A 17,588-nucleotide genomic window follows, 5' to 3' on the forward strand; every position below is an offset into this window, starting at 1 on the left:
GCATGCCCGCTGTGCCCCTGGATCCGTTCGACCTGGAGTCGTACGGCGGCCACCTCACGGTGTCCGCCGACGACGCCCGTGCCGCCGCAGCGATGCTCGACGGCGTCATCACCCGTACCCCCATCACCGAGAGCCGCGCGCTCTCCACCATCGCCGGTACGAAGGTGCTGCTCAAGTGCGAGAACCTGCAGCGCGCCGGCTCGTTCAAGGTGCGTGGCGCGTACGTGCGCCTCGCCCGTCTGTCGGCCGCTGAGCGGGAGCGCGGGGTCGTCGCCGCCTCCGCCGGGAACCACGCGCAGGGCGTGGCGGTGGCCGCAGGGATGCTCGGCATCGACACGGTCGTCTACATGCCGGTCGACGCAGCCCTGCCCAAGGTCGCCGCGACCCGTGGCTACGGGGCGGAGGTCCGGATGGTGGGCTCGTCGGTGGACGAGGCGCTCGCCGCCGCACGCGTCGAGGCCGCCCGTTCCGGGCGTGTGCTCATCCACCCGTTCGACCACGTGGACGTCGTCGCGGGCCAGGGCACCGTCGCCCTGGAGATCCTGGAGCAGGTGCCGGACGTCGCCACCGTCATCGTGCCGCTGGGCGGTGGCGGTCTCGTGGCCGGCATCGCCGCGGTGCTGGCCGAGACCGCACCGCACGTGAAGGTGGTGGGCGTGCAGGCGGCGTCCGCCGCGGCGTACCCCGGCTCGCTGAAGGCCGGCAAGCCGCTGGCGGGAAAGCTCGGCTCCACCATGGCCGACGGCATCGCCGTGGGGCTGCCCGGCGACGTGCCGTTCGGGATCGTGCAGAAGGAGGGCGTGGAGGTCCGGACAGTCACCGAGGACCAGCTCTCGCGTGGCCTCCTCGCGGTGCTCGAGCGCTCGAAGCTGATGGTCGAGCCGGCGGGCGCGGCGGCGGTCGCGGGCATCATGGCCGCCGGCCCCGGAGTGTTCAAGGGCCCGATCGTCGCGGTGCTGTCCGGCGGGAACATCGACCCCCTGGTGCTGCTGCGTGTGGTGCAGCACGGCCTCGTGGCGGCCGGGCGGTACCTGAAGCTGCAGGTGCGGCTGATGGACAAGCCAGGTGCCCTCGCCCGGCTCGTGGAGACGATCGCCGCGGCGGGCGCCAACATCGTCGCCGTCGACCACACGCGGACCGACGTCTCGCTGGCGGTGTCCGAGGTGCGGGTCAACCTGCAGCTCGAGACCAAGGGCGCCGACCACCGGACCGCCGTCGTCGAACGCCTGGAGTCCGAGGGTTACGAGGTCATCGCGAACTGATCGTCGCGCGGGTGTCGTGCGGGCACGTTCCCGTTCGTCGTCAGGGTGACGCGGCCGACCGGCCGCGAGAACATCACTCCGGGGACCTCCCCGGGAGGGAGCACACCATGCGTTATCTCATGCTCGTCCTGTCGACCCCCGACGCCCCGGTCGACCCCGTCGGCGTGCCCACCATCGAGACCTGGGTGCGTGACACCTACGAGACGGGCCGCGCGATCATCGGCGACCGCCTGCGCCCGCCCGCGGACGCCGTCGGTGTGCAGGTCCGCTCCGGCGAGGTTGTGGTGACCGACGGCCCGTTCACCGAGACCAAAGAGGTGATCGCGGGCTTCGACATCCTCGAGGCGCCCGATCTCGACGAGGCGATCAAGATCGCCGCCGCCCATCCGATGGCGTACGTGGGCGCGATCGAGCTCCGCCCCTTCTGGCCGCTCGACCTCGACGGCGACGCCACGGCCCCGGAGGCCGAGGCAGGGGCGCACTGATGCGCTACCTCATGCTCGTCATCGAGCGGGACGAACCCGATCGGGCGCCGACGCCGGAGACCGAGACCTGGGTCGCGGAGCAGGACGCCTCCGGCGCACGCGTCCTGGGCTCACGCCTGCGCCCGGGCGCCGCCGTCCGCCGGGTGACCGTGCGAGAGGGTGCGACCGTCGTGACGGACGGGCCCTTCTCGGAGTCCAAGGAGGTCATCGGCGGGTTCGACATCATCGAGGCGGCGACCCTCCAGGAGGCGCTCGCGATAGCTGCCGCGTCCCCGGGGGCGCGGGATGCCCTGGTCGAGGTGCACCCGTTCTGGCCGACGGAACCGTGACCGACGTCGGGCAGGCCGTCACCACTGCCTTCCGCGACGAGTGGGGCCGGGTGCTCGCAGCGGTGGCCCGCAGCACCGGTGACCTCGACCTCGCGGAGGACTGCACGCAGGAGGCCTTCGCGGTGGCGCTGCGCACCTGGGAACGCGACGGCGTGCCCGCGCGCCCCGGGGCGTGGCTGACCACCACCGCGCGCAACCGTGCGCTGGACCGGCTGCGACGGCGCAAGGTCGAGGCGGAGAAGGTGGCGGTCGTGGCGCGGCTGACCGAACGGCTCGGCCCGGCTGCCGGTGACCCGGCGGCCGAACCGGACGGCGGCTTCGGCGGTGACAGCTGGGCCGGTGTCGAACCGGAGGACCCGGACGGCGACCTGCTGCGCCTCGTCTTCACCTGCTGCCACCCCGCCCTGCCGCTGGAGGGTCGGGTGGCGCTCACGCTCCGGTCGCTCACCGGCATGACGACGGCGCAGGTCGCGCGGGCCTTCCTGGTGCCGGAGACGACGATGGCGCAGCGCCTGACCCGGGCCAAGCGCAAGATCCGGAGCACCGGCATCGCGTTCCGCGTGCCACCGCCCGAGCTGCTGCACGAGCGCGTCTCGGCGGTCCTCGCCGTGCTGTACGTGCTGTTCACCGAGGGTTACGACGCGTGGGCGGAGCCCGCCGAGGACGATGCGGGCGCCATAGCCCGCCGCGCCCTGGCCGACGACGCGGTCCGTGTCGCCCGGCTCGTCGCGCGCCTGCTGCCCGACGAGCCGGAGGCACGCGGGCTGCTCGCCCTGCTGCTGCTCCAGCACGCGCGGCGGCGGGCACGTCTGAGCGCGGACGCGGAAGCGCTGCCGCGCACGCTCGAGGAGCAGGACCGGTCGCTCTGGCGGCGCGACGAGATCGCTGAGGGGCTGGCCGTGCTCGACGACGCGCTCGCGGCACGTCGAGCCGGTCCGTACCAGGTGCAGGCGGCGATCGCCGCGTTGCACGCGCGGGCGACCGCCGCTGACACGACGGACTGGGCGGAGATCGAGGCCCTCTACGACGTCCTGGTGGACATGACGCGCTCGCCGGTCGTGGAGCTCAACCGGGCGGTCGCCGTGGGGATGTCGCGAGGGCCCGAGGCAGGTCTGGCCGCGCTCGACGACGTCGCGTCAGCACCCGAGCTGACGGCGTACCACCTGCTCCCGGCGATGCGGGCTGACCTGTTGCGGCGTGCGGGCCGGCCCATGGAAGCAGCGACGGAGTACCGGCGGGCGCTCGACCAGGTCGACCGGGAGGGTGACCGGAAGCTCCTCGAGCGCCGGCTCGCGGACCTCACACACGCCGACGGGCCTGCCGGACGTCCAGGTCACCAGGGTGATCCGGTCGTCTGACAGGCCCGGTCCCGCTCAGCCTTGTCAGCCCTGCCTGTCAGGCTTGTCAGCCTTGCCTGTCAGCCTTGCCTGTCAGCCCTGCCTGTCAGCCCTGCCTGTCAGCCCTGGAACGGCTTGGCGCCCGTGATCTCCACGGGGATGTCGCGCCCGTTCGGCGCGTGGTAGCTCGTCTTCGCGCCTATCGACTTTCCGTCGATCGCTGCGCCCAGCGGCGACGTCGGCGAGTAGACGTCGAGGTCCGTGGACCCCGCCATCTCGCGCGAGCCGAAGAGGAAGTTCATCTCGTCGCCCGCGACGATCGCGGTCACGACCATGCCCGGCTCGACCTTGCCGTCGTCCGCGGGAGTGCCGACCTGGACGTTACGGAGCTTTTCGGTGAGCTCGAGAATGCGCAGCTCGTTCTTTCCCTGCTCCTCGCGCGCGGCGTGGTACCCGCCGTTCTCCTTGAGGTCGCCCTCGTCGCGGGCAGCGGCGATGCGCTCGGTGATCTCCGCCCGGTAGGGGCCGGAGAGGTGCTCCAGCTCAGCCTTGAGCTTGTCGTGCGCCTCCTGGGTGAGCCAGGTGACAGAAGCGTCGGCCACGGGGGCTCTCCTTTCGTCGTTGCTCGATCGAGCCACAGTTGCGGCAGCGCGCCGGGCCCGGCCGACGGAGCGGATCGGGCACGCGCGTCAGCCGGTCTACACAGCGTGTGAAACGACGAGAATACCAATTCCCGGGAAAGACTTGCCAAGACAATCCCTGTTTCCGCTCTGAGCGGACGGGCTAACTATTCTGAACCGCGGGTTTCAGCGCAGGTCACAGTGGTCGACGATGCCGGTGGTCGCGAGCTCGGTCGTGGCTATGGTCACCGTGTGTCGCGTCGTGCGCGCCTCGTCCGGGCCCACCTCGACGTCGACCGCGCCGACCTCCGCGTAGTTCTTGCTCAGCGCGGTCACCGTGCACACGGCCTCGGTGCCCGGGGGCATGCTGACCTCGAACGTGACGTCCACCGCTTCGGCGCTCGGCACCGAGAACGCGACGTCGGCGAAGGTCACGGGGTCGCGCTGGGTGTCGACGATCGTGAACCACGCGGCGATCGCGACACCGGCGGCCAGGGCCAGGGCCACCGCGATCCGGGCGCCCACGGAGAGCTTCGGGCGGGGCCGGATGTCATCGTCCTCGTCCCACGGGTCGTCCTCGCCGCGCTGCGCGGGTATCCGCTGTGCTCCAGGCCTTGCACGGCCGTAGCGCTCGGCGAGGCTCGGTGCCTGCGGGTGCGCGGTGCCGGTCGGGGCGGCGGGGTCTGGGTCGGTCATCACGGCTCGCTCGGTTCGAGGTGTCAGTGGTTCGTAGCAAGATTGTCCCTGGACCATCATGGTTCATGTGCATGGTCCATGTGAGTGATTGTCCCAGTAGTCATCCCACACAGCCTCATCCCACACAGGAGGACCCAGTGTCCGTACCCGAGCGCGAGCCGCTCCGTCTGATGGCGGTGCACGCGCACCCGGACGACGAGTCGAGCAAGGGCGCCGCGACGACGGCCCGCTACGCCGCAGAGGGGGTCGAGGTCCTCGTGGTGACGTGCACCGGGGGCGAACGGGGCGACATCCTGAACCCGTCCTTCGAGGTTCCCGAGGGCCACGAGTTCGATTCGACAGAGGGCCGCCTTGCGGTCCGCCGGCTGGAGATGACCCGGGCGGCCGAGGCGATGGGTGTGCGTCAGCAGTGGCTGGGTTTCGTGGACTCGGGCCTGCCGGAGGGCGACCCGCTGCCCCCGCTGCCCGAGGGCTGCTTCGCGCTCGTCCCACTGGAGGAGGCCGCCGCACCGCTGGTGCAGGCGGTCCGTGAGTTCCGCCCGCACGTCATCACGACCTACGACCCGTCGGGTGGCTACCCGCACCCCGACCACATCAAGTGCCACGAGGTGTCGTTCGAGGCGTTCCACGCGGCGGGGGACCCGGAGCGCTACCCGGGCACGGGTGAGCCGTGGGAGCCGCTCAAGCTCTACTACAACCACGGCTTCTCGATGAAGCGCATCCGCGCGGTGCACGAGGCGATGGAAGGCGCCGGGCTCGAGTCGCCCTTCGGTGACTGGGTCGAGTCCCGCGACGCCCAGGAGATCCCGGAGCGTCAGGTCACCACGCTGGTGCCCGTCGCCGACTTCTTCCCGCACCGGGACGCCGCCCTGACGGCGCACGCCTCGCAGATCGACCCCAAGGGCTTCTTCTTCGCGGTGCCGCGCGACCTCGAGGTCGACGTGTGGCCCTGGGACGAGTACGAGCTCGCGGAGTCCCGCGTGCCGCTGCCCGAGCACGCCGATGGTGAGTACGAGCAGGACCTGTTCGAGGGTGTCCGGTCGGAGGTCCCCGCATGAGCCCGCTGATCACCGGCGCGATAGCCTTCGCGACCGAACCGTCGCCCAACCCCACCGAGGGCAGGCTCCGCCCGGGCCTGGAGGAGTGGCAGGTGTCGCCGGGGCTCATCGGCTTCGTCGTCACCTTCGCGCTCGCGATCGCGTGCGTGCTGCTGTTCCTGAACATGAGCAAGCACCTGCGCCGCGCGGGCCACAACGCGCGTGAGCAGGGCCTGCCGGTCCCGGTCCCGCAGGTCGTCAGCTTCCGCAGGTCGGAGGACGACACCCGCGCCGGTGACACCAAGGCCGAGACCAAGGCCGAGACCAAGGCCGAGCAGGGCACCGAAGGATCCGAGGCGCCCGGCACGTCCGACGGCGGCGGCTCGCCGTCCGGCTCCTCCGGATCGTCGCCCGACGCCGGCGGCTCGTCCGGCAGCAGCAGCGGCGGATCAGGTGACTGACACGGCGGACACCGCCGAGCCGGGCGCTCCGGCCGGCGTGGTCCGCGTGACGGTCGCACAGGTGGCCGTCTCCGACGACCACGGCGCCAACCGCCAGACCGTGCTCGACGCGTTCAAGGTGGCTGCGCGCGCCAAGTCCAACCTCCTGGTGCTGCCGGAGTACGCGGCCGCCTACGACCCGCACGGCGTCGGGCCGGAGCATGCCGAGCAGCTCGACGGACCGTTCGTCACGCTCCTGCGTGCCCGGGCGCGCAAGCACGGGGTAGCCGTGATCGCCGGCGTCACCCTGCCGGGATCCGACGGCGTCCGTGCCGTGAACGCGCTGGTCGTGGTCGACGGCGCCGGCGAGATCGCCGGTGTCTACCGCAAGGTGCACCTGTACGACGCGTTCGGGTACCAGGAGTCGGACCTGCTCGAGCCCGGCCCTGCCGACGCCGAGCCGGTCACCCTGCGCCTGGGCGGGCTCACCTTCGGTGTGCTGACCTGCTACGACCTGCGATTCCCTGAATCGGCCCGCCGCCTCGTCGATGCCGGGGCGGACGTGCTGGTGTACCCGGCCGCCTGGGTCGCGGGACCGCTCAAGGCCGACCACTGGCGCACGTTGCTGCAGGCGCGGGCGATCGAGAACACCGCGGTGACGATCGGCGTCGGCATGACCGGCAAGGGCGTCACGGGGCGCACGCTCCTGGTGGGGCCGGACGGCGTCGTGGGGCTGGAGATGGGCGAGGAACAGGCGTACCGCACGGTCGACCTCGACCCCGCCCCGCTGGCAGCGGTCCGCAGGACCAACCCGTCCCTGGTGAACCGTCGCTACACGGTGGTGCCGATCGACACGGTGGTGCCCACCGACACGGTGGTGCCGACCGACACGGTGGTGCCCACCGACGGTCAGACCGCGAGGTTGGCCAGGTAGATCGCGACCAGGTGGCAGGTGAAGCCGACGACCGTGAGCACGTGGAAGATCTCGTGGAAGCCGAACCAGGCAGGGCTGGGGTTGGGCTTCTTGGTGCCGTAGACGATCGCGCCGACCGTGTAGGCGAGGCCGCCCGCCAGGATGAGCCAGACGACCGCGGGGCCGCCGATCGCCCAGAACTGGCCCATGTAGGCGACCGCCACCCAGCCGAGCGCGAGGTAGACCGGTACGTAGACCCAGCGCGGGGCGTTGAGCCAGAAGACCCGGGCCAGCAGCCCGAGCAGCGCGCCGCTCCACACCAGCCAGAGCAGCACGGTGCCCTGGTCCCGCGGCAGGAGCAGGACGGCCAGCGGCGTGTAGGTGCCCGCGATGATGAGGAAGATGTTGGTGTGGTCGAGGCGGCGGAGCACGGCGTCCGTCCGGGGTGACCAGTTGCCGCGGTGGTACACCGCGGAGACGCCGAACAGCAGGCAGGCGCTCAGGCCGAAGATCGACGCGGAGATCTTGCCCGGCATCGTCGGGGCGAGCACGATCAGTACGATGCTCGCCACGAGGGCGAGCGGGAACGTGCCCGCGTGGATCCAGCCGCGCAGCCGCGGCTTGATCCTCCGCTCGACCTCCTCGACGGTGGCCGAGACCGAGTCGGAGATGTCGTGTGCGACGTCGGAGGCCTTGTCACGCACGTCGTCCAACTTGTCGTTGAACGTGCCCGTGGCCTCGTCCGAGCGGCCCGCCGAGTGGTCCGGCTCGTCCGTGGGTGCTCGCACGCTGCTCTCCTCTACGTTCGGCAACCGGCGTCCTCTGGGTGCTGGGACGCTACCTACGGTTGCGTAACTTACTCTAGCGTAGGTTAGCTGATCGCCCGCTGGACAAGGGCCTTGTGAAGATACTGCGCCGGGTTGGCGGGAGTCGCCCGCCAGGCGTCCCAGAAGGGTCTCGGTGCGCAGGAACGCGCGCGTTCGAGAGGTACCTTTGTCCACGTCCTGCCGGGTTCGACCCAGCGCCAGAGCTTCCGTGTCACCGCGTCGCGCGGCTCCCACGGCCCGATCCACTGAGGTATCCGTGCGTCTGCCCAGCCCGTTGTACCGCCTCTACGAGCGACGCCTGGCGTTCGCCCTGCACGGCGCGACGCTGCCCCGGCACATCGGCGTGATGCTCGACGGCAACCGCCGTTGGGCACGCTCCTTCGGGGAGACGGCGGCGACGGGACACCGCCGTGGCGCCGACAAGATCACCGAGTTCCTCGGCTGGGCCGAGTCGCTGGGCATCGAGGTCGTCACGCTGTGGATGCTGTCCACGGACAACCTGAGCCGGTCGGCCGACGAGCTGAGCAACCTGCTCGACATCATCGAGGACGCCGTCTCTGACCTCGCCGAGTCGGGCCGCTGGCGCCTGCGCGTCATCGGCCGGCTCGACCTGCTGCCCGCGCGCCTGGCCGCCGCGCTCCGCGCGGCCGCCGACCGGACCGCCGGCGTGAAGGGCCTCCAGGTCAACGTGGCGATCGGCTACGGCGGCCGCACGGAGATCGCGGACGCCGTCCGCAGCTACCTCACCGAACGCGCGAAGGACGGGGCGACGCTCGCGGACCTCGCCGAGTCGATAGACGTCGAGCACATCGCGGAGCACCTGTACACCAAGGGGCAGCCGGACCCGGAGCTGGTCATCCGGACCTCGGGCGAGCAGCGCATCGGTGGGTTCCTGATGTGGCAGAGCCAGCACACCGAGTTCTACTTCTGCGAGGCGTACTGGCCCGCGTTCCGGCGGGTGGACTTCCTGCGCGCGCTGCGCGACTTCTCGCTCCGGGAACGTCGTCTCGGACGCTGACCGGGGCCGGTCCGGACGCCTGGAGAGAAGAGTCCTGCGAGTCCTCTGGACGGTTATCCGTATGGTGAAATTCGCCACCACCAGCTGAGGTAGGTAACTGAAAGTTCAGTCGGGTAGCGTGCCCTGGATGACGAGGAGGGTGCGCTGATGACCGAGCGACGTGTGCCGTCGGCTCGCGAGGCCGCCGAGGCGTGGGAGTCGCTGTTCCGCGCCCAGGTGACAGTGATGCGCCGGCTCCTGGCGGACGACATCTGGGGCGATCTCAGCATGCGCGAGTACGACGTGCTGTTCACGCTCGCCCTCGCCTCCGGGGAGACGCTGCGCCTGCGTGAGCTCAACGAGAACATCCTCATGGCCCAGTCGTCGCTCTCGCGCATGGTGGAGCGGCTCGAGAAGCGCGGCCTGGTCCGCAGGCACCCGTCGCCGGACGACGGGCGAGGCGTTCTGGTGAGCCTCACCCCGGAGGGCGCCGCCACGCAGAAGGAGCTCGGGCGGCGCCACGTCCGGTCGATAGCGCACTACGTGACCCCCGCGATGGACGTCGAGGACCTGGCGCGGCTGCGTGAGCTGACAGAGATGCTGCGGTCTGCCCAGACGGACATCGACGACTTCTGAGCAGGTCGCGGGCCGGCTCGTAGGCCGGTGCTCAGGCCGATCGCGCCTGGTGCCGGAGCGCCTCCACCACCACCCGCACCGCAGCCCGGTCCATGGTGGTGTGCCGGACCACCAGATGGATGTCCCGGCGGGGCGGGTCCGTGAGGTCCAGCGTGCGCACCGCGTACCGGTCGTGCACGGCGAGCAGGGGCAGCAGCGTTACCGAGAGCCCCGCCTCGACATGGCTGAGCAGCGTGCCGTGGCTCTCGAACCGGGCGACGGTCCGTGGTGTGAATCCCGCCCGTCGGCAGAGGCGTTCGGCCAGGTCGGCGAGGTGGGCCCCGGGATGCTCGAACGCCCAGGGCTCGTTCACGAGGGTGGCCAGGTCGACTCGCCCCGAGCGTGCGCCGGTGGCCGTGTCCCGCGCCGTCACGAGTACCACGCGGTCGCCCGTCAGAGGCATGCGCGTGAGGTCGGTATCAGGCGGGACAGGGGCGTCCGGGAAGTCCGCGCAGACGGCGACGTCCACCTCACCGCGCTGCAGCGCGGGCCGGCTGACCAGGGGTTCCGCCTCGGTGAGCTCCACGGTGATGCGGGGGTGCTCCTCGGCGAGGGCGGCGACGGCGGGCACCACTATGCCGTGGAAGGCGCTCGTGAAGGCAGCCAGCCGCACGACGCCGGTGGGCTCGGACCGCAGGCCCGCGAGGTCCGCCTCCGCGGCGGCGATCCGGTCGAGGATGTCCGACGCGTGGCCCGAGAGCGTGACGCCCGCAGGGGTGAGCCGGATGCGTCGGCCAACACGCTCGAAGAGCTGGGCCTTCGCCTCGGTCTCCAGCGTCGCGAGCTGCTGGGAGACGCTCGACGGGCTCATCCGGGCTGCCTCGGCGACGGCGCGCACGGTGCCGAGCAGATGCAGCTGGTGCAGGAGGCGCAGTCGCCAGGGATTGAGCATCCGGCCATTGTTGTGCACAAACGCCGAACATTCTATTCGGGAACGTGTCCTGGACCCGCACACCCCACAGTGATTACCGTCACCTTATGAACGTCGGAGTCCCCACGGAGATCAAGAACAACGAGAGCCGGGTCGCGCTCACGCCCGCCGGCACCCACGAGCTGGTCCGCCGCGGCCACGGCGTGCTCGTACAGGCCGGCGCCGGGCTGGGCTCCGGCTTCGACGACGACGCGTACCGGCTCGCCGGCGCACGGATCGCCGAGACCGCCGAGGAGGTGTGGGGCAGCGTCGACCTCCTGGTCAAGGTCAAGGAGCCGATCGAGCCCGAGTACGCGCTCATGCGGCCCGACCTGACCCTCTTCACGTACCTCCACCTCGCGGCGTCGGCACCGTGCACCGACGCGCTGCTCGCAGCCGGCACCACCGCCGTCGCGTACGAGACCGTGCAGCTCCCCGACCGCTCACTCCCGCTGCTGAGCCCCATGAGCGAGGTCGCCGGACGGCTGTCCGCGCAGGTCGGGGCCTACCACCTGATGCGGCCCCAGGGCGGCACCGGGGTGCTGATGGGCGGAGTGGCCGGCACGCCGAAGGCCAAGGTCGTCGTCATCGGCGGCGGCGTGGCAGGCGAGCACGCGGCGGCCAACGCGCTGGGCATGGGCGCCGACGTCACGGTGCTCGACGTCTCGATCCCGCGGCTGCGCCGGCTCGAGGTGCAGTTCGGCGGGGCGCTGGCCACCCGCGCATCGACGGCGTACGAGGTGGCCGAGCAGGTGGAGACCGCCGACCTGGTCATCGGATCGGTACTGATCCCCGGCGCCGCCGCGCCGAAGCTCGTCACGGACGCCATGGTCAAGGCCATGAAGCCCGGTGCCGTGCTCGTCGACATCGCCATCGACCAGGGCGGCTGCTTCGAGCACTCGCACCCCACCACGCACGACGCCCCGACCTTCGCCGTGCACGACACCCTCTACTACTGCGTGGCGAACATGCCCGGCGCCGTGCCCGTGACGGCGACGCGGGCCCTGACGAACGCAACGCTGCCGTACGTCGCGGCGCTCGCGGACAAGGGCTGGCGGGACGCGATGCGCGCCGACGCGGCGCTCGCCCACGGCCTCAGCACGCACGCCGGGCAGATCACCAACGCCGGCGTGGCGGAGGCGTTCGGCGCCCGCGCGGTACCAGTGGCCGAAATCCTGTCCGACTGAACGCCCCGACGGCCTACGATCTGCGCGTGGAGCCGCTGCACGTCGTTGTCTGTCCCGACTCGTTCAAGGGCAGCCTGTCCGCTGCCGAGGTCGCGTCCGCCGTCGCCGACGGGGTGCTCGACGCTGCCCCGAACGCCGTCGTCACACGCCTGCCCATGGCCGACGGCGGTGAGGGCACGCTCGACGCGCTGCTCGCCGCCTGGGGCGGTGCGCCGCTGACCGTCGCGACGGTGGACGCGATAGGCCGTCCGTCGACCGCCCGGTGGGCGGTGTCGCCGGACGGGCGGACCGCCGTCGTCGAGCTCGCTGAGGCCAGCGGCCTGCCCGGCGTCTCCGACGCACCGCTCCAGCCGCTGCACGCGAGCACCCGCGGCACCGGGGACGTCGCGCGGGCCGCGCTCGAAGCGGGCGTCGCCGAGATCCTCCTCTGCCTGGGTGGCTCGGCCTCCACGGACGGCGGCTCCGGCATCCTGACCGGGCTGGGCGCCCGCCTTCTCGACGAGGATGGCAAGCAGGTGCCCGACGGCGGGGAGGGGCTGGCCTCTGTCGCGTCCCTCGACCTGTCCGGGCTGCACCCGCGGGCGCGCGCGGTGCGCTGGCGCCTCGCCGTCGACGTCACGAACCCGCTGGTGGGCGAGCACGGGGCGGCGCGAGTGTTCGGGCCGCAGAAGGGTGCGCGCGACGGGGTGGCGGAGTTCCTCGACGATGCGCTGCGGCACTGGTCGGAGGTCCTGGAGCGCGAGACGGGCGTCGCCGTCGCCGAGATCCCCGGCACGGGCGCCGCCGGTGGTGTGCCCGCAGGGCTGATCGCCGTGCTCGGCGCCGAGAACACTCCTGGCGCCGTCCTGGTCGCCGAGGCGGTGGGCCTGCCCGCCGCGCTGGCCTCCGCCGACCTGGTGATCACGGGGGAGGGCTCCTTCGACTCACAGTCCGTGAACGGCAAGGTGGCAGACGGCGTCGCGCGGCTCGCCGCGGCGTCACCCACCCGGCCGCCGGTAGTGGTCGTCGCCGGCCAGGTGCTGCTTCCTGAGGCGCAGGCCCGCGCCGCGGGCATCGCCGCCGCGTTCTCGATCGCGCCCGGACCGGTCGAGCTGGACGACCTGATCGCCCGCACCGCTCCGCGTCTGCGCGAGCTCGCCGCGGCCGTCACGAACCTGGTCGGCACGGTCCGCCGCTAGCACACCGGTCGTCCGTTCGACGATCAGTGCGTCAGACGGCCCTCTGGCATGACCCGACATAGGCTGGGGCTATGAGCTCATACCCCACGGTCGAGGACCTCCGGCTGGTCGACGCGGTCGCCCGCCACGGTTCGCTCGGCGCCGCCGCACGCGAGCTGCTGGTGAGCCAGCCCTCGGCGAGCCAGCGGCTGGCCGCGCTCGAGCGGCGCGTGGGCGTCGCCCTGTTCGACCGGGACACCACCGGTGCGCGCCCGACGGCGGCCGGGCGGGAGTTCTACGAGCAGGCCGCGCACGTCCTCGACCACCTGGGCGCGATAGTCGGCCGCGCGCTCGCGGCCGCCCAGTCGCGGACGGTGTCCGTCGGCACCATCCCGAGCCTCGCGGGCACGCTGTTCGCGGTGCTGGACGTGCTGCTCGACGACGTGGTCCTCCAGCCGGAGGTGGAGCACGGTCCGCGGCTGCTGGAGTGGGTCGAGCGGGGGACGCTCGACGCGGCGTTCGTGACCATCGCGAAGCAGGTACCGATCGCCAGGGGCCTCGTGGTCACGGAGGTGGGCCAGCACGACCTGGTCACGCTGCTGCCCGACGGCGCCCCGGAACGCGGGTCCGGGCGGCGGCCGTACGCCGGGCAGACGGTGGTCTGCTGCGCGCTCGACCTGTCGCGCGACATCCTGCTGCAGCGGTTGACCGATCTCGGTGCGCAGGTCCGGCACTCGGCCACCGCGGAGTCGGCAGTGCGGACCGCCCGGGAGCGCCGTTGCGCCGTCGTCGTGCCCGACATGGTGGCGCGCTGGTACGCGGCGCCCGGCGACCGGATAGAGCCCGCGCCGGTCCGGTTCGGTGTCCGGCTGTCGCTGGTGACCCGGAGCCCGGCGCCGTCGGGTCTGGTCGAGATGCTCCCGGGCCTGCGCGAACGGCTGGACCGCGGGAACACGCACGCCCGGCGCAAGGCGTCCTGAGCCGCGAGTATCCGCGCGGCCGTTCCGCTCGGCACGGCGTTGGATGGGTTCTGACAGGACGTCGCATCGATGTCACGTCCCGTTCGTCCTTCTCCGGGCGGGCCGACCCCGCGGACGGTGGAAAGATGGGAGCATGCCCGCGAACTCCCCCCAGCCTGCGGCGCACGACGCCGCGCCGTACGACGCCCTGCTGCTCTACTCCTTCGGTGGCCCGAACAAGCCGGAGGACGTGGTGCCGTTCCTGCGCAACGTCACCGCAGGCAAAGGCATCCCGGACGAGCGGCTCGAGGAGGTGGGCGAGCACTACTACGGGTTCGGCGGAAAGAGCCCCATCAACGAGCAGAACCTCGCGCTGAAGGCGGCGCTCGAGGCCGAGCTCGCCGACCGCGGCATCGACCTGCCGGTCGTGTGGGGCAACCGCAACTGGGAGCCGTACACCACCGATGCGGTGGACGAGCTGGAGAAGCTGGGCGCCGAACGCACCGTCGCGCTCGTGACCAGCGCCTACTCCTCGTACTCCGGCTGCCGCCAGTACCGCGAGGACCTCGCGATCACGCTCGACAAGCGCGGGCAGCTCGGGCCCGACGGGTCCACGGGCGTGCAGTTCGACAAGGTCCGCTCCTACTTCAACCACCCGGGCTTCGCGCAGGCCAACGTCGACGCCGTCGTCGAGGCGTACACCGAGCTCGCGGCACAGGGCGGATCCGGCGCCGACGCCAAGCTGGTGTTCGTCACGCACTCGATCCCGGACACGATGGAGGCGGCGTCGCGGATCTCGCACGCCACGTACTCCGAGCAGCACCTCGACCTCGCCGGGGTCGTCGCCGCGCAGGTCGCCGAGCGGCTCGGGCACGACGTGCCCTGGGACCTGGCGTACTGCTCGCGCTCCGGCCCCCCGAGCCAGCCGTGGCTCGAGCCGGACGTCAACGACCACCTGGAGGCCCTCGCGGGAGAGGGGCTGCGCAACGTCGTCCTGTCCCCGATCGGGTTCATCTCCGACCACATGGAGGTGGCGTACGACCTCGACACCGAGGCGCTGGCCACCGCGAAGGACCTCGGCATGACGGCGGTCCGCGCAGGCACGGTGGGCACGCGCCGGCCGTTCGTCAGCGGTCTCGTCGACCTGCTGCTCGAACGCGCGGCCCTGGCCCGCGGCGACGCCGTCACCGAGGCGACCGTAGGCTCGCTCCCGGCCCTCCGCTCGGTCTGCGCCCCGGGCTGCTGCCTGCGGCGCGACGGCGAGCCGAGCGGCGTCCCGGCGCTGTGCAGCACCGACCTGTACTCCTGAGTCCTGCGGGACGGCCACGACCGAGAGGCAACACATGAACGACGCACACGTGCACGGGGACACCGGTCACGAGATCGACACGGCCGCCATCAACGAGGGCATCCGGTACACGATGTTCTCGGTCTTCTCCGTGACCGAGACGCTTCCGGAGGACGAGGCCGAGCGCAAGGCAGTGGTGGCCGACGCCGAGGCCGCCGTCGGCGGGGGCACCGACCCGGCCGCGACCACCGGCGACCTCGTGACCCGTGGCTGGTACGACATCGGCGGCCTGCGTTCCGACGCCGACCTCCTGCTCTGGACCCACGGTGCGTCGATCGAGGCGGTGCAGGGTGCCTACCAGCGGCTGCGCGCGTCCGAGCTGGGCCGTTCGCTGGAGCCCGTGTGGTCGGTCGCCGCGCTGCACCGGCCGGCCGAGTTCAACCGCGGGCACGTGCCGGCGTTCCTCGCGGGGGAGGCGCCGCGCGACTACATCTGCGTCTACCCCTTCGTGCGGTCCTACGACTGGTACCTCCTGCCCGAGGCCGAGCGGCGCACCATGCTGCGCGACCACGGCATGGCGGCCGCCGGCTACAAGGACGTCCGGGCCAACACGGTGTCCGCGTTCGCGCTCGGTGACTACGAGTGGATCCTCGCGTTCGAGGCCGACGCGCTGCACCGCATCGTCGACCTGATGCGGGACCTGCGCGCGACCGAGGCCCGCCGTCACGTGCGCGAGGAGATCCCGTTCTTCACGGGCCCGCGCACGTCACTGGAGGCGTGGGCGTCTCGCCAGCCCTTGAGCTGACCGGCCATGAGCTGACCGGCTCGGGCGTGTCGCGCCGGAGCACTGGTACCCGATCGGGGTGTGTTGCTCTGCGTCGACAATGTCTACGCAGAGCAACGCACCCCGAATTCGTACAGTCACCCCGAGAGAGCCGGGCCCCGCGTGCCTACCCCGGCAAGGTGGCTGCCAGGGCTGTGGCGCCCAGGTCGTCGTCGGAGAGGACGGTCGCCCGCAGCCCCGCCGCCTCCAGGTGTTCGACGGCGGCGCTCACCTGGCCCTCGCTCGTCTCGATCAGCAGGTGCCCGCCCGGGCGCAGGAGCTTCGGGGCCAGGTCGATCACGCGGCGGAGGATCACCAGGCCGTCGTCGCCGCCGTCGAGCGCGGCGTGCGGCTCGTGCTCACGGGCCTCCGGCGGCATCGTGCTGATCGCCGTGGTCGGCACGTACGGGGCGTTCGCGACGACGACATCGACGTGACCCCACACCTCGGCCGGGAGCGGGTCGGCGAGGTCGCCCGCGTAGGTGTGCGGCGTGAGCGCGCCGGTAGCGGCAGCGTCGTCGGACAGTGCCTTGAGGTTCTCGTGGGCGCAGGTCACGGCAGCCGGGTCGACGTCGGCGGCGTGGATCTCGACGTCGCGCCCCGCCGCCAGGAGGCGGGCCGCGACGGCGCCGCCGAGCGCCCCGCAGCCGCAGCACAGGTCGACCAGCAGCACCGGACCGGAGCCGGCGTCGGCGGCGCGTGCGGCCGCCTCCCGGACCAGCAGCTCGGACCGCTGCCGCGGCACGAACACGCCGGGCGCTACCAGCCAGCGGCGACCGTCGAGCTCGGCCCAGCCCACCAGATGCTCCAGCGGGAGCCCGCCGACGCGCGCGGCGGCGAGCTCTTCCAAGCGGGCGGCGTCGCCGTCGGCGGCCTCGGTGATGATCCGGGCCTCGTCCTCGGCGAAGACACAGCCGGCGGCGCGCAGGCGCGCTACGAGTTCGTCCATGGCGCGAGCGTAGGCGGTCAGCCGTTCCCCCGGTTCCGCCGACGAGGCGGACGCCCCGCTAAGGGACGAGCAGCATCGTCGCTACCAACCCGCCGCAGAACCCGACGACGAAGCCGGTGGCGACCTCGACGGGCGTGTGGTCCCTGACGTAGATGCGGGCGACACCCACCAGAAGACTGAGCGCCAGGAGCGCGATCGCGGCAGGCCAGGAGAAGCTCGCGGCGATCCCCGCCGTGACGGACAGGACCCCGACATGGATGCTTGCCCGCACGAGCGGCGTGACCAGGGTCAGGGCGACGACCCCGGCGAGGCAGGCGGCGAGCAGCCGGAGCGTCAGCGGTGGTGCGCCCACCAGGAGCAGCACCGTGATCGCGATGGCCTCGATGACGATGAGCCCGAGGAGCGCGACAAGACGCTGCAGCCGGGGGCGGACATGCCGGGACTCCCAGATTCCCAGGCGCGCCAGGCCGTGGATGAAGAGGTAGGGGACTCCCGCGGCGAGGACGACGAGCAGGGGAACCTGCCACCACGCCTGTGCCGGGTCGGCCGACAGCAGTCCGATCGTGAGCACGCTCGCGGCGACCGTGTAGCCGGGCGCGAGGACCTCGGTCACGATCCTGGCCCAGCGTGGCTCGGCACGCGTCTCGCTCATCGGGAGAGCGTAGGCCAACCGCCGCCGCCTCCCGGCGGCCGAGCC

The 17,588-nt window shown here is 72.1% G+C and carries 20 protein-coding genes; 14 read left to right on the plus strand and 6 right to left on the minus strand.

The annotated features are described in order from the left end of the window. The first annotated feature begins 2 nt into the window (after window positions 1–2). From ilvA to AB0F70_RS24635, 4 genes are all read left to right on the plus strand, one after another. Window positions 3–1,262: a threonine ammonia-lyase gene (gene ilvA / locus AB0F70_RS24620; RefSeq protein ID WP_357454858.1), complete on the plus strand. Its 1,260-nt coding sequence runs from the start codon at window positions 3–5 to the stop codon at window positions 1,260–1,262. 107 nt (window positions 1,263–1,369) lie between these two features. After that, a complete protein-coding gene (locus AB0F70_RS24625) occupies window positions 1,370–1,747 on the plus strand; it encodes a YciI family protein (RefSeq protein WP_357454862.1) in 378 nt (125 codons plus the stop codon). Beyond that, entirely contained in the window at window positions 1,747–2,076 is a 330-nt protein-coding gene (locus AB0F70_RS24630) for a YciI family protein (protein ID WP_357454865.1), read from the plus strand. The genes AB0F70_RS24625 and AB0F70_RS24630 overlap by 1 nt, the downstream gene beginning before the upstream one ends. Continuing rightward, entirely contained in the window at window positions 2,073–3,434 is a 1,362-nt protein-coding gene (locus AB0F70_RS24635; RefSeq protein ID WP_357454868.1) for a sigma-70 family RNA polymerase sigma factor, read from the plus strand. Before AB0F70_RS24630 ends, AB0F70_RS24635 begins: the two co-directional genes overlap by 4 nt. Before the next feature lie 98 nt (window positions 3,435–3,532). On the opposite strand, the gene greA is transcribed toward AB0F70_RS24635, so the two are convergent. Further along, on the minus strand, window positions 3,533–4,015 hold the full coding sequence (gene greA / locus AB0F70_RS24640) for a transcription elongation factor GreA (RefSeq protein WP_357454871.1): 483 nt from the start codon (window positions 4,013–4,015) through the stop codon (window positions 3,533–3,535). A 204-nt stretch (window positions 4,016–4,219) separates the two neighbouring features. Then, window positions 4,220–4,729, minus strand: a complete 510-nt coding sequence (locus AB0F70_RS24645) for a DUF4307 domain-containing protein (RefSeq protein WP_357454874.1) — start codon at window positions 4,727–4,729, stop codon at window positions 4,220–4,222. Between the two features lie 170 nt (window positions 4,730–4,899). Here AB0F70_RS24645 and mca point away from each other — a divergent pair, with 170 nt between their 5' ends. Genes mca through AB0F70_RS24660 form a run of 3 tightly spaced genes read left to right on the plus strand, consistent with a single transcriptional unit; the run spans window position 4,900 to window position 7,140 of the window. Then, a complete protein-coding gene (mca, locus tag AB0F70_RS24650) occupies window positions 4,900–5,787 on the plus strand; it encodes a mycothiol conjugate amidase Mca (RefSeq protein ID WP_357454936.1) in 888 nt (295 codons plus the stop codon). Beyond that, window positions 5,784–6,227 (plus strand): hypothetical protein, encoded by a 444-nt coding sequence (locus AB0F70_RS24655; protein ID WP_357454877.1) that lies wholly within the window; start codon window positions 5,784–5,786, stop codon window positions 6,225–6,227. The genes mca and AB0F70_RS24655 overlap by 4 nt, the downstream gene beginning before the upstream one ends. Then, a complete protein-coding gene (locus tag AB0F70_RS24660; RefSeq protein ID WP_357454880.1) occupies window positions 6,220–7,140 on the plus strand; it encodes a carbon-nitrogen hydrolase family protein in 921 nt (306 codons plus the stop codon). The genes AB0F70_RS24655 and AB0F70_RS24660 overlap by 8 nt, the downstream gene beginning before the upstream one ends. Here AB0F70_RS24660 and AB0F70_RS24665 read toward each other — a convergent pair. Beyond that, window positions 7,116–7,790, minus strand: a complete 675-nt coding sequence (locus tag AB0F70_RS24665; protein WP_357454940.1) for a hemolysin III family protein — start codon at window positions 7,788–7,790, stop codon at window positions 7,116–7,118. The two genes, AB0F70_RS24660 and AB0F70_RS24665, sit on opposite strands and share 25 nt — an antisense overlap. Before the next feature lie 412 nt (window positions 7,791–8,202). On the opposite strand from AB0F70_RS24665, the gene AB0F70_RS24670 reads away from it, so the two are divergent. Both AB0F70_RS24670 and AB0F70_RS24675 read left to right on the plus strand, forming a co-directional pair. Beyond that, the gene (locus AB0F70_RS24670) at window positions 8,203–8,964 is read left to right on the plus strand and encodes an isoprenyl transferase (protein ID WP_357454883.1); all 762 of its coding nucleotides are present in this window, start codon (window positions 8,203–8,205) and stop codon (window positions 8,962–8,964) included. 147 nt (window positions 8,965–9,111) lie between these two features. Continuing rightward, a complete protein-coding gene (locus AB0F70_RS24675) occupies window positions 9,112–9,579 on the plus strand; it encodes a MarR family transcriptional regulator (RefSeq protein ID WP_357454886.1) in 468 nt (155 codons plus the stop codon). A 31-nt stretch (window positions 9,580–9,610) separates the two neighbouring features. Here AB0F70_RS24675 and AB0F70_RS24680 read toward each other — a convergent pair whose 3' ends face one another. Further along, on the minus strand, window positions 9,611–10,510 hold the full coding sequence (locus AB0F70_RS24680; RefSeq protein WP_357454889.1) for a LysR family transcriptional regulator: 900 nt from the start codon (window positions 10,508–10,510) through the stop codon (window positions 9,611–9,613). Between the two features lie 86 nt (window positions 10,511–10,596). Between AB0F70_RS24680 and ald the strand changes: the two genes are divergently transcribed. The 5 genes from ald to hemQ all read left to right on the plus strand — a co-directional run bounded on the left by ald (window position 10,597) and on the right by hemQ (window position 15,924). After that, complete coding sequence (ald, locus tag AB0F70_RS24685; RefSeq protein WP_357454892.1) at window positions 10,597–11,715, plus strand: alanine dehydrogenase; 1,119 nt, start codon at window positions 10,597–10,599, stop codon at window positions 11,713–11,715. Window positions 11,716–11,741: 26 nt separating this feature from the next. Then, the gene (locus AB0F70_RS24690; protein ID WP_357454895.1) at window positions 11,742–12,893 is read left to right on the plus strand and encodes a glycerate kinase; all 1,152 of its coding nucleotides are present in this window, start codon (window positions 11,742–11,744) and stop codon (window positions 12,891–12,893) included. Between the two features lie 71 nt (window positions 12,894–12,964). Continuing rightward, window positions 12,965–13,852: a LysR family transcriptional regulator gene (locus AB0F70_RS24695; protein ID WP_357454898.1), complete on the plus strand. Its 888-nt coding sequence runs from the start codon at window positions 12,965–12,967 to the stop codon at window positions 13,850–13,852. 133 nt (window positions 13,853–13,985) lie between these two features. After that, on the plus strand, window positions 13,986–15,140 hold the full coding sequence (locus tag AB0F70_RS24700) for a ferrochelatase (RefSeq protein WP_357454901.1): 1,155 nt from the start codon (window positions 13,986–13,988) through the stop codon (window positions 15,138–15,140). A 34-nt stretch (window positions 15,141–15,174) separates the two neighbouring features. After that, entirely contained in the window at window positions 15,175–15,924 is a 750-nt protein-coding gene (gene hemQ / locus AB0F70_RS24705; protein WP_357454904.1) for a hydrogen peroxide-dependent heme synthase, read from the plus strand. A gap of 145 nt (window positions 15,925–16,069) precedes the next feature. Here hemQ and AB0F70_RS24710 read toward each other — a convergent pair whose 3' ends face one another. Continuing rightward, window positions 16,070–16,891, minus strand: coding sequence for a putative protein N(5)-glutamine methyltransferase (locus AB0F70_RS24710; RefSeq protein WP_357454907.1), 822 nt, complete (start codon window positions 16,889–16,891; stop codon window positions 16,070–16,072). A 58-nt stretch (window positions 16,892–16,949) separates the two neighbouring features. Then, window positions 16,950–17,543: a hypothetical protein gene (locus tag AB0F70_RS24715; protein ID WP_357454910.1), complete on the minus strand. Its 594-nt coding sequence runs from the start codon at window positions 17,541–17,543 to the stop codon at window positions 16,950–16,952. Between the last annotated feature and the right edge of the window lie 45 nt (window positions 17,544–17,588).

Origin of the sequence: Promicromonospora sp. NPDC023805, from assembly GCF_040639635.1 — a bacterium.
GTDB lineage: Bacteria > Actinomycetota > Actinomycetes > Actinomycetales > Cellulomonadaceae > Promicromonospora.